The following is a 15,184-nucleotide window of genomic DNA, read 5'->3' on the forward strand; positions in this document are numbered from 1 at the left end:
AGACCGGTAGGAAGCACTCTCCCTACGGTCTGCCGCTTGTACGCGCAGTTGAAAAACGATTAAAGAATCGTTCCGTAGATAGCGCTCCATGGTAGTTGACCATGGCAGTGTAGGCGTTATTCACGACTACCCCAGCCTTCGTTCACACGCACGTGAACGTCGACTTCGGCGAATTTCCCCTTTCGGCTCGGTCCGGAGTGCGTCCGTTTCAACCAAGCTTACTCATGTCATTCGCAACCTCTATCTGTCAGTTGTTAGTATTAGTTATAACAAAACGAAATCTTCTTGCCAACCTTTTTTTAGAAAAATGGGATATTTCAAAAAAGAGTTACCACGTTTTCCGCATCATACGATGTGGGATATTGGCATCTAAAAATTCATCTCCGAACGCCTCGTATCCGAGTTTTTCGTAGAACGGAAGCGCCGTTAACTGTGCACCTAGGCGCAGTTCACTTAATCCTTGATGTTTTGCGACACGTTCGACTTCGTCCATGATCTCTTTTCCATATCCATGACCTCGGGCCGTCTGAATCGTCGCCACCCGCTCCACTTTCCCGACAGTCGAGTCTACCGGGCGAAGACGTGCTGTCGTCACCGGCTGCGCGTCAAGGAGACCGACCACGTGCGTACAGACATCATCTAAATCATCGTATTCGAGACTCGCATCGATTCCTTGTTCCTGAACGAATACGATTTCCCGTACTTGCTTGGCCTGCTCGATCAACTCGGCTTCTTTTCCCGATTGAATCGTCAACATGGTAAGACCCCCTCTTGTAATCGTCTCACGATTTCTTCCATCCCTTGTTCAAGTTCCATGACCGAAGTGAATCGTGCTTGTGCCTGCTTATGGTTCCCACCACCACGACCAATCTTCATCTCTTGAAGGGCCGCACGGAGGAATGTTCCGACCGCTATATCATGAGTCCCATCATGCATGACAAATAATTTTTGCGTACTGTAGTTGGCTCCGACCGCGATTCGTCCGGTCGCTGCGATTCGTTCAACAATTGCGGTCGTCAACGTTTCAGCTTCCGTTCGTCCCACATGTAACGCTACATAGTTGTCTTCTTGTAAGACTGCCTTCACTTTCGCTTTTGCAATCCGTTCTTCGAGCGTCTTGATTTCTTTTTCACGTTCAAGACGAATCGTGTGTTCTTCAATCACACGCGCCGCCACCGATTCATTCGTCGTCGAGAATGTGTGGTGGATTGTCCGTAACGCTTCTCGTGCTCGTTGTGTCGCTTTCAACGCCCGATTACCGGCTACATACGTCAAGCGGATGTTTCCTCTCACTTTTTTGAGCGTCGTCACATGAATCGTACCAAGTTGCCCTGTCGTTTCCACATGTGTCCCACCGCACGCGTTATAATCAAGCCCTTCGATTTCGACGATTCGAATCATCCCTGTTCGATCGGTCGCTTTCCGTAAGCGCGTCCGGTCCACTTTTTCTTCTGCGATTTCATACACATGGATGGGATGATTCTCAAAGATGAGTTGCTGCATCTCTTGCTCAAGTGCTTCAACTTGAGCCCAGTCCATCCCTGCCGTCTCAATCTCAATGGACGAATCTTCTTCTCCAATTCCAAAACTGAGCGTACGAATGTCATGACGATCTTCTAAAATCGCCGTTAACAAGTGTTGGGAAGTATGCTGGATGGAATGGTCTCGTCTCACATGTTCATTGATTCGAGCCACTACTGGTGTTCCGGTAGGTAATGCTGCTGACAACAGATGCCACACTTCACCTTCCTTGAGTTGCACGTCTAATACGTCGTGCGAATCAATCCATCCCCGGTCTGCCGGTTGCCCCCCACCTTCCGCATAAAAGGGACTGTTCTCGAGTGTATGCCAATGACCTTTTCCATCCTCACTTACTGAGGTCACGATTGTATTGACTGTATGTTGATTCATCTTGTCCTCCACCTTCTCTCTATAAATCTGTTCAGACAACTAGTCTAATTTCGTCTATAATGAAACATACATCTTCTCAGTCAGGAGCGAAATGATATGTTAGAAATCGATAAACAATCTCCGTTACCTATTTATTATCAAATTGAAGCGTACTTAAAGCAACAAATTGATGACGGATTGTTAAAGCCAGGAGACACCTTACCTTCAGAACGTGAATTCTCCGAACAGTTTCATGTCAGTCGCATGACGATTCGTCAAGCAATCATGAACCTCGTCAACGCCGGTTATTTGAGCCGTCAAAAAGGACGAGGGACATTCGTCGCGAGTCAAAAGATTGCCATGACGTTGTCCGGACTGACTAGTTTTTCTGAAGAAATCAAACATCGTGGCATGCGACCACTCAGTCGTCTTTTGTCCTATGAGGTCATCCCGGCAACGGATCGAATCGCCCAACAACTGAGCATCCCGAATCAAACACCGGTATACGAAATGAAGCGGCTCCGACTCGCAGACGACCATCCGCTCGCGCTCGAGACCGCCTACATTCCTGTCCATTTATTGCCTGACCTGACGAAAGAAGACGCGACCGGTTCCATTTATGCATACGCCGAACAGCACGGTTTACGTTTGAAAAATGCAACACAGACACTCGAAGCCCGCAGCGCCGGTCCCGAGGAAGCGAAACTGCTGACTATTTCTCCAAACGCACCGGTATTGCTGATCGATCAACGAACCTATCTCGAGAACGGAGACATGTTTGAATATAGTCGCTCGCTCTTTCGTGGAGACTCGTATTCGTTAACCGTTGCGATGGATCGCATATAACGCACGAAACAGAAATACGATTTGACCCTGACACTGATGTGGAGGATGTAGATCGCTGTCCTTACTGTGAAACCAAATTTTTGAGTGGGAACATTATCGACTAAATCAATTTTCAAGCAATCCACACAAAAAAGCAATCTGACCTGAAATACATTGCCACATAAAAAACGCTCAGAAAATGAATTCTGAGCGTTTTGCATTTTTCGTAAGTCAAACTTTATTGCGCTTCGTACGTTACCCCACTCGGGTCTAACGTGTAAGACTCTAATTCCGTATCCGTCATCGGCTCCACAGGATTTCCTGCGTCCGCTTGCTGCACACGATAGCGTACTTCTTCAAGAAGCGGTTCATTCAAGAAATAGTAGAAGTGGCCGTCATCTGCACGGGCGCCTTCACCTGTCAATTGATATTGCACCGTATTGTGTAGTGCACCGACATCTTCAATCAAACGCATATAGTCATTCGGTCCGAGCGTCGTCTGCATGTTGTCGCCCACGGCTTTCAAGACCTTATCATAGTTATTGATGAGTGACGTGCCAAGTGACTGTTCGAGCACGGCATTAATGACTTCCATCTGGCGTTGTCCACGCCCGATGTCTCCACGTGGGTCATCATATCGGTTACGGACATAGGCGAGTGCCTCTTCACCAGAAAGTTGCTGAAGTCCTTCTTCGATTTGTACGGTCTCACGTGAAGCGTCATAGCTGTTTTGTTGTGATGAGAATGGAACGTTGATCTCAACACCACCGACTGCATCGATGAAATCCACAAATCCTTGGAAGTTGAGCGAGACGACATGGTCGATTTCAACGCCAACCAAATCCTCAATCGTGTTTGTTGCCATACGCATCCCGTTGTTCGGGTTCGATTCATCCATGGAACCGAAATAGTAGGCATGTGTGATCTTATCTTGATCAAGACCCGTCTTTCCATAAGGGATATTGTATCCTGTGTAATCGATATTGACGTACGAGTCACGCGGGATACTGAGCATCGTCGTCTGCTTTTCTTTCTTGTTCAGAATGACGACAATCATGACATCCGAGCGTCCAAACTCTCCACGCGCTTTCTTTTGTGGAGAAAGGTCTGTCCCTAAAATCAAAAACGACTCCGTATCTTCTTTGTCAAAGCGAGTCGGTTCAACCGTCGGGTCGTCCTCTAGCGTGACTTGGGTGCCGGACAACATGTTGTGTGCTTTATAAAATGCGGTACCGTAAATGCTAGACCCAGCAATAATCGCAATCAGCACAAGGGCACTAAAGACTTTATAAAACGCAGACGGACCTTTGCGCTGTCTACGAGTATGTGTTCTAGAATTCATAATGGTCTCCTTCGAGTCAAAGTAATGAGCTTCACTCATTATAGAGGAAAGTGTGAAATTTGTCGAAAACGTTTTGATGACAAATTCATTTCTTTACATTTTCCCACAGTTGAAAACAGAAAAACCCACGGAGATGTCTCCGCAGGTTGATTAAGCCCGAATGGTGAAAAATCGTGTTGCTGCTTCTTGCCCTCGTGCTTGAAGGGCTTCCGCACAGCGCGATGCGGCCGCTTCGTCGAGTACGACCGTCACACCTGGATGCGCTTGAAGGATCGTCGCCGGCCAGTCGACCGTCGGTACACTTTCAATCATATGTTGTACGGCCTCTGCTTTTCGCTCGCCCGTCGCCACCAGGACAATCTCACGCGCATTCATGATTGTATCGAGTCCCATTGTGATCGCATGCGTCGGCACGTCTTCCAATCGGTCAAAAAAGCGACGGTTTGCCTCTCGTGTGGATTCGGTGAGTTCGGTCACATGTGTCTTCGCATCAAGCGCCGTGCCCGGTTCATTAAATGCGATGTGACCATTTTCCCCGATACCAAGAAGTTGTAAGTCGACACCAAGCTTCCGAACGAGTCCTTCGTAGCGAGCCGCCTCCGCTTCAGGGTCTGGCGCATCGCCTTGAGGGAGATGGCTTTGTTTGAACGGCACTTCGTCAAACAAGCGATCTTTCATAAAGCGGTTGTAGCTTTGTGGATGCTCTGGTGACAGACCGATGTATTCATCTAAATTGACGCTCGTCACATGGCTACAATCGAGCGCGTCTTGTTTAAACATTTGATACATCCCGACCGGCGTGCTGCCTGTCGCGAGACCGAGTACGAAGTCATGCTTCCCTGAAATCCTTTCTTTAATGAGCGAATAGGCGATACGTTCCGCGTCATTCGCTGTCTTTGCGACTAATACGTTCATCGTTGTTCCTCCCGTTCATATGCAATGCTTCCTTTGACGATTGTCATTTGAACATGTGCACTGTCATCCCAAACGACAAGGTCCGCATCAAACCCCGATTTGATGTCTCCCTTTGTCGTCAATCCGAATTCTTTTGCCGCATTCGTCGAAGTCATCTTGACCGCTTCTTCCAGCGTACATCCCGTATACGCTTGAATATTTCGGAACGCCGCATCCATCGTCAAGACACTCCCAGCGAGATTTCCTGCTTCAAGACGGGCAGCGCCTCCTTCTACTCTGACGGGTTGACCCCCAAGTTCATACTGTCCGTCAGGCAAACCTTTCGCCCGCATCGCATCCGTGATGACGACGAGTTCATCCGCTCCTTTTAAGCGGTAAGCAAAATCGACCATCTCCGGACGACTGTGAATCCCATCTGGAATGATTTCGGCCATGACCCCTTTCTCTAAGAGACAATATCCGACCGTTCCAGGTTCCCGATGATGCAAGCCACGCATCTGGTTATATAGGTGTGTTCCATGTTTGACGCCCGCCTGCTTATTCTCTTCAAACGTCGCACTCGTGTGTCCCGCTGAACCAATCGCACCCGATTCACGAAGGGCTGCTTCAAATGCTCGGGCTCCCGGTCGTTCCGGTGCATACGTGACGAGTCGGATATGACCACCGGCAAGCTGTTGCCATTTTCGAAATTGTTCCGCATCCGGGTCAATGATATGTTCTGCTGGTTGTGCACCCGCCATCTCCACATTGACGAATGGCCCCTCTAAATGAATCCCAACGATGGTCGTATCGTCTGACTCAATGACGTTCCGAACTGCTGTCAACGCCCGTTCAATCGCTTCTTTCGACTGGGTGATCGTGGTCGCAAAGAATGACGTGACACCCTCTTGAAGCATGTCTTCACTTAATTGACGAAGCCGTGACTCGTCCGCGTCCATCGTATCGACTTCATATCCCCCGTGTATATGAACATCGATGAGGCCAGGCGTGACGAGCGCACCCGATACATCGATGACGCTCTCGTCTCGTTGCTTAAATTGTTCCATCGATCCGATTTCTTCAATCGATTGACCATTCCACTTGATATATCCTCGCTCCCACGTTTGTTCCGCTGACACGATATGAGCATTGATCAATGTCCCCATCGCTTCACCACTCCTTTTTGTTTTCCTCCATGTTATCATATCCGATAAAAGTATAGTTGTATAGACCAATTTATTGATAAATAAAAGATTGTTCACAATTGTGAACAACCTTTGTATCATGACGTCGACTGAAGCGTACCGAAGCGACGGACAATCCACACCAATCGGAGGAATAATAAGACCGCTCCGGCAGCCAATCCGGCAATCAATCCAATCCAGTAGCCATCCGGTCCAAATCCAGCATGCTCCGCCAACACATAACCGAGTGGTAAGCCGATGACCCAATAGGCGACGAGAGAGAGGACCAACGTAATGTTGACGTCTTTGAACCCTCGTAAAATTCCTTGAATCGGTGCAGCGACAGCATCTGACAACTGGAAGAACACGGCGAAAATCATGAAGTGTGCCGCAAGGTCCACGACTGTCGGGTCATTCGTATAAATGGCTGCGACCCGTTCATTTTGCCAAAACAAGAAAGCACCCGAGAAGATGGAGACACCTAGACAAAGCGAAATCCCAATCTTCGCATATCGAACGGCGTCCTGTAGTCGTTTCGCACCAAGTTCATACCCGACGACAATCGTCAACGCGCTCGATGCCGACAACGGGAGCATGTACACAAACGACGCAAAGTTAATGGCCGCTTGGTGTGCCGCGACGATTTGGTCACCGTATGAGCTAAGCAGTAGTGTGACTGCCGCAAAGATGCTGACCTCGGCGAAGATCGCTAGCCCGATTGGTGTCCCGAGTTGTAACAACTCTTTTTGTCTGAGCCAGACGATTCGCTCCGTTGTCCGTAAAAACTGGTATTCGCGGAAAGGTTTCCCGTTTCGGACGAAAAAGAATGCCATGAAAAAGAGCAACCAATAGGTGATGCTCGAGGCGATTCCTGCTCCGACGCCACCGTACGCCGGAATCCCGAGTTTTCCAAAGATGAAGATGTAATTTAATCCGACATTAATGGGTAACCCTAATAGTATGAGGATCATCGAGACCCTCGTCTTGCCAAGCGCATCCATAAGCGTCCGAAGCACGTTGAACAAGAACATCGGCAAGACACCAAAACCAAGCGCAAGTAAGTATTGGGTCGCGATTCGCTTCCCTTCCGTACTAAGACCCATCCCTTCGATCGCGAGTGGCACGAGGAAAGACCCTAATGTCAGCGTGATCACACTGAGCATGATGGCTAAGTAGATGCCTTGAAATAGCGTACGTTGAATTTGTTGACGGTCCCGCGCGCCGAGCGCTTGCGACACGATCGGGGCAACTGCCAACAATATTCCGCTAAGCCCGGTGTAAACGGGCATCCAAAGACTCGAAGCAACTGCCAACAATATTCCGCTAAGCCCGGTGTAAACGGGCATCCAAAGACTCGAACCGACTCCGACACCAGCCAAGTCGACGGCGCCTGCGCGTCCGGACATGACAGTATCAAAAAAGCTAATCAAATAAAAAGACACTTGCGTGACTAGGATTGGAAAGAAAATCGTAAAGAACAGTTTGATTTTTTCGTTTAATGAATGTGTTTGGTACATGGACAACCCTCATCTCTTTTTCAGAAAGGAAACAATATCATGAATCAACGGCATGCAGAAAAACTTAAATTTGAGCTGTTAGAAACGTGGAACACGTTTAACCATTACGTGACCGAGGCCCTCTCGTTCAACAATTCCGAGGACATTCATCGCGCCCGCGTTCATTTACGAAAGCTGATCACGTTCATGCAGATCTTTGAGACGAAACCCGCGACGTTCCGGCAACTCAAACAATTGATGGAGGCACTCGGTCATGTGCGTGACCTCGATGTCCTCATCGAACAGTTTGATGTAAAAACAGAGCTCGACGAAGTATTTCTACAAACCATGGAAAAACAACGGGCCATCGAACGGACCATTCTCTCGACACGAGTCAGTGAAAAGATGACTCCCTCACTCGACCAACAAATCCGTCGTTTCATCGGCGGACCGTTATTTCGTGCGTTTAAAAAAACGAACGCCTCTCCGATGTTAGAAAAGGCGAAAAGCGAACGCAAACAACGAATTCGCATCTATCATGAACAATCGAGTGGAAAAGAACAAATCGAAGCGCTCCATAAGGTTCGCTTAGCCGTGAAACGTGAACGATACTTGCATGAATATTTGTTAAATTACGAGTCGGACGCGTCAATCGACACCGTCCGTACGTTAAAAAAGATGCAAACCGAACTCGGTGAGATGAATGACCATGATCAACTGTTGAAGCGTTGGCTGGCCTTCACCCCTCCTACCGACCTGCAATCCCCGTACGACAAAAAAATTGAAGTCTTACAGCAGGAACTTGATGAATCCGTGGAGCACCTATCAATTTAACGCGATGTATACCGTTCAATCAATAGTTCGAGCAACTTCATCCCCGCGATCGAATTCCCTTTTGAATCAAGCGCCGGACCGAAGATGCCAAACCCAACGTTATTCAAATCCAGTTCGTGGTTCCCGACTGCTAAAATCGCACCCGACACCCCACTCTTTCCGGGAAGACCGACACGGACGGCGAACTCGCCTGATGCATCGTACATGCCACATGTCGTCATGATGGCTTTGACGATCCGGACGACTCGACGTGGAATCAATTCTTCACCTGTCTCCGGGTCTTCCCCGTTCCCTGCGAAGACACGTCCGATTCGCGCCAAGTCAAAACAATCGATTTCAATGGCACACTGTTTCGTATATACGTCGATAATCTCATCGACGTCTCCTTCTACAATTCCATGATGGCGCATGAAATAGAGGAGTGCGCGATTCAAGTCGGTCGTCTCGTATTCAGAGCGAGCGACTTTTTCATCGTACGTAATCTCCTCTACGGGTCGATTCAACAAGGTCGCTAAAAATTGGCGGAACTGATAAATCTTTAAGTCCGCCGTCTCCCCTAAAATCATACTCGTCACCGCTAACGCCCCTGCATTGATCATCGGATTCAGTGGTTTTGACGGGACCGTTTCCTCGAGTTTCGCAATCGAGTTGAACGCATCACCCGTCGGTTCCATCCCCACTTTTGAAAACACATAGTCTTCCCCAAATTCCATCAGCACATAACAAAGCGTCAGCGCCTTCGATACACTTTGAATCGTAAACTTGTGATGAACGTCCCCAGCGTGAATATACGTACCGTCCGGCAAACAAATCGCCACCCCGAGTAAATCGTTTTTCACATGCGCCAGTTCTGGGATGTAGTCCGCCACTTTCCCCTGAGCCGTATACGGACGACACTCATCAATCAAGTGGTTCAATTGTTGTTCGAGTACATTCATTCGATCACCTCATGTTCCATCAAATTTCAACCGGGTCATCTTATCATATTACCCGTCTGGCGGTCCATCTTCTTTATACCACTCTTCGTCCGCCCAAATCATCGGTGGACTTTCTTCGTCCCCGACCAACTTTTCCCCATGCCGATTCATCGTCACAATAAAACCAACCACACCTGACACGATGACCGTCGCGACAATGATGAAAACCATCATTTCATCGTCCCCTTTCGAATTCGTGACAAATTTGTCTAGAACTCCGTGACACTTATCCTATGTCTGCGTCTATATTCTCGGTACCGTTAATACGACAAGAACTTTATAGAAATGGGTGAATCGATTGAATCAGATCGCAATTATCGGAGGTGGCATCGCCGGGCTGGCCGCAGCACATTATGCTAAAGAAGCCGGTGCACACGTCACACTGTTCGAGGCACAAGACCGTCTCGGTGGAAAAATCAAAACCATCTATCGAGATGGATTTACGTTAGAGACCGGCCCCGACGGTTATATGGCGCGTAAGCCGACCTTGACGTCTCTCATTACCGACCTCGGCCTTGAGGACCAACTCGTTCGCTCTAAAACCGGGACCTCTTATATTTACGTACGTCAACAACTGAGACAAATGCCAGCCGGATCGGTCATGGGTATTCCGACCAAGTTTTGGCCGATGGTAAAAACGGATCTCTTTACGTGGAGAGGGAAATTTCGTGCCGGACTCGACCTTGTCATTCCGCGTGTGTATGAAGGAGAGGACATCTCGCTCGACCGCTTCTTTCGGACGAGACTCGGATCAGAAGTCGTCGACACGATGATCGAGCCTCTTCTGTCCGGGATTTATAACGGAACGCTCGACGATATGAGCATCGAGTCTACTTTCCCTCAGTTTATCACGATTGAACAAAAAACTCGCAGTCTGATTCTCGGTATGAAAGCACTCACGCCCCCTTCTCAGGCTGGGGTGAAGCCGTCAGAGACCGGAAAGTTTTTATCCATCAATCAAGGACTCGGTGCACTCGTCGAAGCGCTCCGTCCTTCCATTGACCGGCTCGTCCTGAAGACAATCGTCAAGTCCGTAAGACCGCATGAAATCACATTGGCGGATGGAACGGTCGAGCAGTTTGACGGGATCATTCTTGCGACTTCCCCAAACATGCTCGGGCCGCTGCTCGGTTTTCCGGAAGCCGAGCGTTTGTCGACTCGTAAGCGAACGTCCTCCATGACCGTTCTTGCCGCATTCGACGAATCAGAGGTCGAGGCGCTAGACGGGACAGGTTACGTCATCGCCAAGTCGGAAGGCAACGCCTTGACCGCTTGCAGTTGGATGCATAAGAAGTGGCCACATATGGCACCTGAAGGGAAAGCGTTGATTCGGATGTACATCGGTTCTGATTATGTCTCATCCTTGTTGCACGAAGAGGATGATACGATCGCGACATTCGCTTTGCATGAGCTCCGCCGTATTCAACAAGTCGGGACACCACTCTTCACGAAAGTCGAACGCCATGTTCAGACGATGCCCCAATATGAGGTCGGACATAAACAAGATGTCCGCGCCTTTGAAGAAGTACTCGCGAAGTGGAACGGAGTCGAGGCGTGTGGCGCCATTCTCCATGGGGTTGGTTTACCAGACTGTGTTGATTCTGCAAAACAAGCGGTCGACAACCTGAAATTGAAGCAGTTGGTGACAGTATGAAACACATCGATTATAACGAGAACCCGTTTATCGTCATTTGGGAAGTGACACGTGCTTGCGCCCTCTCCTGTGTCCATTGCCGGGCTGAGGCTCAGTTTCACCGATACGAAAATGAACTCGATACAGAAGAAGGGAAGGCACTCATTCGTGATATTCACGCGATGAACAATCCAATTCTCGTCTTCACAGGTGGGGACCCCCTCATGCGCGAAGATTTGTTTGAATTGACCGCGTACGCCTCATCTCTCGGGATGCGTGTCTCAATGACACCCTCTGCCACACCCCGCGTTACCCGTGACGCTGTGAAACGGGCAAAAGCTGCCGGGTTGTCACGTTGGGCGTTTTCCATCGACGGTCCGGATGCACAGACACACGATTACTTTAGAGGAACACGCGGCAGTTTCGACCGTACCATCCGAGGAATCTCCTACTTCCGAGAAGAAGGCATGTCGTTCCAAATCAACACGACGGTGACCGAATATAACGTCGATTGCTTACCTGAGATGGCAAAACTCGTGGAGTCCCTCGGCGTATCAGTCTGGACGCTCTTTTTCCTTGTGCCGACCGGGCGAGGATCCCTATTACAACCCATCTCTCCCGAACGACATGAAGAGGTGCTGAAGTGGGCGTTCTCGTTACAAGAGACGGCGCCGTTCATCATCTCGACGACGGAAGCCCAGTTTTATCGACGGTTGGCACGACAAGAAAATCAGCGGCGAAAAGCAGAAGGACTTCCTCCCATCGGACATCCCCATGATGATTTGGCGAAGGCCCCTCGCGGAACGAATGACGGGAACGGATTTGTCTTTATCTCGCACACAGGTGACGTCCAACCTTCTGGATTTTTACCGATTCTTTGCGGGAATGTCAGAACGACACCACTCGCCGATATTTATCGTCATCATCCGATCTTCAAAGCGTTGCGTGATCCGGATAGTCATCACGGAAAGTGCGGATATTGCGAATATCGTTATCTATGTGGTGGTTCGCGGGCCAGAGCCTATGCGGTTACTGGTGATTATAAGGAGGCAGAACCGTACTGCATCTATCAGCCAGAACGTCCTCTCGTTTCACAATAAAGATTCCCATTTATTTCCTCACAGTGTAAGATGAGACTATATGAATCTGATGGTGAGAAGGGAGTCATGTAGGTGCAGTCATTACCAATCGATGGATTGTTTTATATTGGGCTAGGTGCGATTTTTGTCGTTACGACTTTATTGGGATTTGGAATTAAGCGATGGACGAAACAAGGCTTGTTGGGGTTTTATACGCTACTTGCAACGAGTCTTGGCTTATTCTTTTGGTTACTGCTCTGGTTTCAGGAAGCGACCCGCGCCACATTTATGGGAACAATCCCGTGGGTACTCAACTTATTTTTCGGAACGGTGCTCTATCTCATTTTTATAGGTGTCAGTTTTCTGCTTTTGCGACGAAAACATCAACGTACATAAAAGAGGAATCCGATTTTGGATTCCTCTTTCCTTATGCATTGACCGTCGATGGACGTAACGTCAATTCCCCGTTCTCGACATCGATGACGACCGTTTGACCATCTTCGACATCTCCGGCTAAGATGCTTCGGGCAAGTTTCGTCTCAATCGTCCGTTGTACGTAACGGTTGATTGGACGGGCACCAAATTGAGGTTCGTACGCCTCATCGGCGACGAACGTTTTCGCTGCGTCTGTGATCTCGATCTGAATCGAGCGCGTCGTGAGTCGTTCGCTCATTCGTCCGACCGCTTTCTCGACGATTTGACCGATTTGATCTTTCGTGAGCGGATGGAACAGAATCGTTTCATCGACCCGGTTCAAGAACTCAGGACGGAAATGGCGGCGGAGCTTCTCGAGTACTTGACGCTCCTCATCTTCATCAATCACACCATCTCTCGCTGCTTCGAGCAAAATGTCTGCCCCGATGTTCGACGTCATGATGACGATTGTATTTTTAAAATCGACGATGCGCCCGTGCGAATCGGTCAATCGACCGTCATCGAGCAATTGCAACAAGATGTTGAAGACGTCCGGATGTGCCTTCTCTACCTCATCGAGTAAGAGAACCGAGTACGGGTTACGGCGAACCGCTTCCGTCAACTGGCCGCCTTCCTCATATCCGATATAGCCAGGAGGTGCACCGACAAGTCGTGATACGGCATGTTTCTCCATATATTCACTCATATCGAGTCGAACGATATGGTCTTCCGAATCAAACATCGCTTCTGCGAGTGCCTTCCCGAGTTCCGTTTTCCCGACCCCAGTCGGCCCAAGGAAGAGGAAGGAACCGATTGGACGGTTCGGATCTTTGATTCCGGCGCGAGCACGAATGACCGCATCACTGACTAAACGAATCGCGTCATCTTGACCGAAGACACGCTTGTGTAAAACCGCTTCTAAGTTGAGCAGTTTATCTCGCTCTCCTTCTGTCAGTTTCGTCACCGGGATGCCGGTCCATTTTGAGACGACCTCAGCGATTTCTTCTTCTGTCACTTCTTCCCGCACGAGTTCGCGTGTCACCGAACTCGCCAACTGTTCCGCTTCTTCTAGCTCTCGCTCGAGCTCTGGGATTCGTCCATATTTCAGTTCCGAAGCCCGGTTCAAGTCATAGCGACTTTCTGCTTCTTGTAACTCGAGGCGTACCTTTTCAAGGTCTCCACGGATTTGCTGCACGCGGTGCGTCGACTCTTTCTCATTCTCCCAGCGGAGACGTAACGAGTCAGACTGTTCACGGAGCGATGCCAATTCTTGTTGGAGTGCTTCGAGACGTTTCATGGAAGCTGCATCGCTCTCTTTCTTAAGCGCCGCCTCTTCGATTTCAAGTTGCATGACCCGACGAACCAACTCATCGAGTTCAGCCGGCATCGATTCCATCTCTGTCCGAATCATCGCACACGACTCGTCGACAAGATCAATCGCCTTGTCCGGCATGAAGCGGTCCGTGATATAACGATTTGACAAGACAGCCGCTGCGACAAGGGCGTTATCGTGGATGCGTACCCCGTGGTGAATCTCGAAGCGTTCTTTTAAGCCACGCAAGATTGAGACCGTATCCTCAACGTCCGGTTCAGCGACGAGCACTTGTTGGAAACGCCGCTCAAGAGCAGGGTCTTTTTCGATATATTGGCGATACTCATCTAGCGTTGTCGCACCGATACAGTGCAGCTCACCTCGGGCGAGCATCGGTTTTAACATGTTCCCGGCATCCATCGAACCTTCCGACTTTCCTGCCCCGACAATCGTATGCAATTCATCGATGAAGAGGATGATTGTACCTTCCGCCTCTTTCACTTCAGATAAGACAGCTTGAAGACGTTCCTCAAACTCACCACGATATTTCGCACCAGCGACAAGCGAGCTCATATCGAGACTGAAAATCGTTTTGTCTTTCAAGCTCTCTGGTACGTCACCGCGGACGATTCGCTGAGCGAGTCCCTCGACGATTGCCGTCTTCCCGACACCTGGTTCCCCGATGAGGACCGGGTTGTTTTTCGTTTTCCGACTCAAAATCCGGATGACGCGACGAATCTCGCTATCGCGTCCGATGACCGGATCGATTTTCCCAGTCTTCACTTCTTGAATGAGGTCTCGTCCGTATTTCGTCAAGACGTCATACGTCGCTTCAGGCGACTTCGACGTGATCCGACGATTACCTCGTACGGCGACGAGCGCCTCACGGAGTCGGTCTTCTGTGACCCCTTTTCGCTCGAGCATCGCCTGTGCCTGACTACTGTTCAACAAGATGCCGAGTAAAATATGTTCGACCGATACGTATTCATCGTTCATCCCTGTCGCTTCCCGCTCCGCAGTCGTTAGTACGTTCAGCAAAGAAGCCGAAATCATCGGTGTCGTCGGATTTTGAAGTTTTGGTGCATTTCTTAAAGAAAGCGCGACTTCGCCTTCAATCTCAGACACGTTGATTTCCATTTTTTGAAACAGCAACGGTGCGATCCCGTCCGTCTGTGAAATCATGGACGCCAAGACGTGCCACTCATTGATTTCACTATGATGATATTGTTTCGCTAACGCCTGTGAACTGACAATGCATTCATGTGCTTTATCTGTAAAACGATTAAAGTCCATCACGATTCCTC

General features: G+C 49.2%; 14 protein-coding genes and 1 riboswitch. Of the genes, 5 read left to right on the plus strand and 9 right to left on the minus strand.

Annotated features, from left to right (window positions below; all coding sequences use genetic code 11):
- Positions 1-71: 71 nt before the first annotated feature.
- Positions 72-251, minus strand: a riboswitch (Lysine riboswitch).
- A 77-nt stretch (positions 252-328) separates the two neighbouring features.
- Both ON063_RS04860 and ON063_RS04865 read right to left on the minus strand, forming a co-directional pair.
- Positions 329-757: a GNAT family N-acetyltransferase gene (locus ON063_RS04860; protein WP_083600077.1), complete on the minus strand. Its 429-nt coding sequence runs from the start codon at positions 755-757 to the stop codon at positions 329-331.
- Positions 751-1,911 (minus strand): alanyl-tRNA editing protein, encoded by a 1,161-nt coding sequence (locus tag ON063_RS04865; protein ID WP_274664415.1) that lies wholly within the window; start codon positions 1,909-1,911, stop codon positions 751-753. Before ON063_RS04865 ends, ON063_RS04860 begins: the two co-directional genes overlap by 7 nt.
- 96 nt (positions 1,912-2,007) lie before the next feature.
- Between ON063_RS04865 and ON063_RS04870 the strand changes: the two genes are divergently transcribed.
- Positions 2,008-2,736: a GntR family transcriptional regulator gene (locus tag ON063_RS04870; protein ID WP_274664416.1), complete on the plus strand. Its 729-nt coding sequence runs from the start codon at positions 2,008-2,010 to the stop codon at positions 2,734-2,736.
- A 217-nt stretch (positions 2,737-2,953) separates the two neighbouring features.
- Here the strand turns inward: ON063_RS04870 and ON063_RS04875 are convergent, their stop codons facing one another.
- The 4 genes from ON063_RS04875 to ON063_RS04890 all read right to left on the minus strand — a co-directional run bounded on the left by ON063_RS04875 (position 2,954) and on the right by ON063_RS04890 (position 7,652).
- Positions 2,954-4,057 carry an LCP family protein gene (locus tag ON063_RS04875; RefSeq protein WP_274664417.1) on the minus strand — a complete coding sequence of 368 codons (1,104 nt, stop codon included), beginning with the start codon at positions 4,055-4,057 and terminating at the stop codon, positions 2,954-2,956.
- 150 nt (positions 4,058-4,207) lie between these two features.
- A complete protein-coding gene (nagB, locus tag ON063_RS04880; RefSeq protein WP_214747440.1) occupies positions 4,208-4,972 on the minus strand; it encodes a glucosamine-6-phosphate deaminase in 765 nt (254 codons plus the stop codon).
- On the minus strand, positions 4,969-6,117 hold the full coding sequence (gene nagA / locus ON063_RS04885; RefSeq protein WP_274664418.1) for an N-acetylglucosamine-6-phosphate deacetylase: 1,149 nt from the start codon (positions 6,115-6,117) through the stop codon (positions 4,969-4,971). The genes nagB and nagA overlap by 4 nt, the downstream gene beginning before the upstream one ends.
- 116 nt (positions 6,118-6,233) lie before the next feature.
- Complete coding sequence (locus ON063_RS04890; protein WP_274664419.1) at positions 6,234-7,652, minus strand: MATE family efflux transporter; 1,419 nt, start codon at positions 7,650-7,652, stop codon at positions 6,234-6,236.
- A 39-nt stretch (positions 7,653-7,691) separates the two neighbouring features.
- On the opposite strand from ON063_RS04890, the gene ON063_RS04895 reads away from it, so the two are divergent.
- Positions 7,692-8,465 (plus strand): CHAD domain-containing protein, encoded by a 774-nt coding sequence (locus tag ON063_RS04895; RefSeq protein ID WP_274664420.1) that lies wholly within the window; start codon positions 7,692-7,694, stop codon positions 8,463-8,465.
- On the opposite strand, the gene glsA is transcribed toward ON063_RS04895, so the two are convergent.
- Positions 8,462-9,403 (minus strand): glutaminase A, encoded by a 942-nt coding sequence (gene glsA / locus ON063_RS04900; RefSeq protein ID WP_074032972.1) that lies wholly within the window; start codon positions 9,401-9,403, stop codon positions 8,462-8,464. The two genes, ON063_RS04895 and glsA, sit on opposite strands and share 4 nt — an antisense overlap.
- Before the next feature lie 48 nt (positions 9,404-9,451).
- Positions 9,452-9,616, minus strand: coding sequence for a hypothetical protein (locus ON063_RS04905; RefSeq protein ID WP_214785764.1), 165 nt, complete (start codon positions 9,614-9,616; stop codon positions 9,452-9,454).
- 115 nt (positions 9,617-9,731) lie between these two features.
- Here ON063_RS04905 and hemG point away from each other — a divergent pair, with 115 nt between their 5' ends.
- From hemG to ON063_RS04920, 3 genes are all read left to right on the plus strand, one after another.
- Complete coding sequence (hemG, locus tag ON063_RS04910) at positions 9,732-11,096, plus strand: protoporphyrinogen oxidase (protein WP_274664421.1); 1,365 nt, start codon at positions 9,732-9,734, stop codon at positions 11,094-11,096.
- A complete protein-coding gene (locus tag ON063_RS04915; RefSeq protein WP_274664422.1) occupies positions 11,093-12,175 on the plus strand; it encodes a TIGR04053 family radical SAM/SPASM domain-containing protein in 1,083 nt (360 codons plus the stop codon). The genes hemG and ON063_RS04915 overlap by 4 nt, the downstream gene beginning before the upstream one ends.
- 72 nt (positions 12,176-12,247) lie before the next feature.
- On the plus strand, positions 12,248-12,550 hold the full coding sequence (locus ON063_RS04920; RefSeq protein WP_274664423.1) for a hypothetical protein: 303 nt from the start codon (positions 12,248-12,250) through the stop codon (positions 12,548-12,550).
- Between the two features lie 31 nt (positions 12,551-12,581).
- Here the strand turns inward: ON063_RS04920 and clpB are convergent, their stop codons facing one another.
- Positions 12,582-15,173, minus strand: coding sequence for an ATP-dependent chaperone ClpB (gene clpB, locus ON063_RS04925; RefSeq protein ID WP_274664424.1), 2,592 nt, complete (start codon positions 15,171-15,173; stop codon positions 12,582-12,584).
- Positions 15,174-15,184: the final 11 nt, after the last annotated feature.

The organism is Exiguobacterium sp. B2(2022) (assembly GCF_028823655.1).
GTDB lineage: Bacteria > Bacillota > Bacilli > Exiguobacteriales > Exiguobacteriaceae > Exiguobacterium > Exiguobacterium aestuarii_A.